This is a genomic window from Psychrobacter sp. 1U2, assembly GCF_051847575.1.
Window position 1 is genome coordinate 1 of sequence record NZ_JBPYDC010000356.1, and the last position, 1,169, is coordinate 1,169.

Annotated in this window: 1 protein-coding gene and 1 pseudogene; both read left to right on the forward strand. The window is 37.0% G+C overall.

Annotated features, from left to right (window positions below; translation table 11 throughout):
- A partial coding sequence (locus ACS8FD_RS15785) for a thiamine phosphate synthase (protein WP_439276546.1) occupies window positions 1–544 on the forward strand: 544 nt, incomplete at its 5' end.
- Between the two features lie 298 nt (window positions 545–842).
- A pseudogene (locus tag ACS8FD_RS15790) lies at window positions 843–1,169 on the forward strand (hypothetical protein); the annotation flags it as partial.

A 1,169-nucleotide genomic window follows, 5' to 3' on the forward strand; every position in this document is an offset into this window, starting at 1 on the left:
TCAAGCTCACATAGCGTCAGATGCTTGGGTATATATTCGAGTCCAAGATATAGGCTCAAAGAACGTTGCAAAGCAGCTGATGGGTCAGCGACCAGATATTAAAGTCATTATGCCTAATGACATCAACGAACATTATTCAAACCATCACCCAGCATCTAGTCATCAAATTATAGCGTACCATCTAACACAGACATCGTTACTACAGTGGGCTGACGAAGTTAAAGATAATGCTGCTCAATTGCAATCTTTACATCATCCATTAATAGTAAGTTGTCATGATGCTAGTAGTATTTATGCAGCCAATAAACTTGCCAATAGTCGTTTAGAGCGACAAGAGTCACCAGTCATTGGTATTTTTTTATCCCCTGTACTGGCCACTCAAACGCATCCTGATGCTAAGCCTTTAAGCTGGGAGGCATGGTCAGATCTAGCAGCACTTTCAGATACGCCTGTCATTGGTTTGGGTGGATTATCGCCCAATTTATTTACTCAAGCGAAGCAGTATGGCGCCACGAGTATAGCTGGTATCCGGCAGTTTCTTTAAGCTTATGAATGAAAAATAGCATCGTTTTCTTTACCATGGTCTATTATCGTTTTTCATTAAACCTTTTACATACCAGTTACTATGTATTTAGTATTACTGACAAAGACAATATTATTTACAAACGGTTGCTTTTCCCTACAATGCTACACTGTTCCGATTTCCATTATATCTTTAATATTACAGTTAAAAATTATGTGAGATAAAAGTATGGGGTAAGCAACTGATTATAAGTCTTACTATAACCATATTTATATCGACTAATAAACAGCACTATTAATTCAAAAATAATGGTATTTTTATGAAAACCAACAAGTTACCTACGTCAGAATATTCTGACATACAGGCAGCCGGTTCTCAGTCTGGGCAAAATCATCAATTGGTTAACAAGCGTTTAACAGATGATGTAAATACAGCGAATAATTATAGTAATGCTAGCAATGATGCCAACTATAATAAGTCTATACATTTGCTTTCAGGCAGTGAGAAATCAATAAATAACGATCTTACTTCTACGGGCTTAAATGACGAAGTACCGGAGCGTATATTTATGAATAGTCTGATTAAACACACTGGAATAGCACTAGCGATTATTGTACCGTTAGCTGCGTTTTCAGCCTATGCTGCA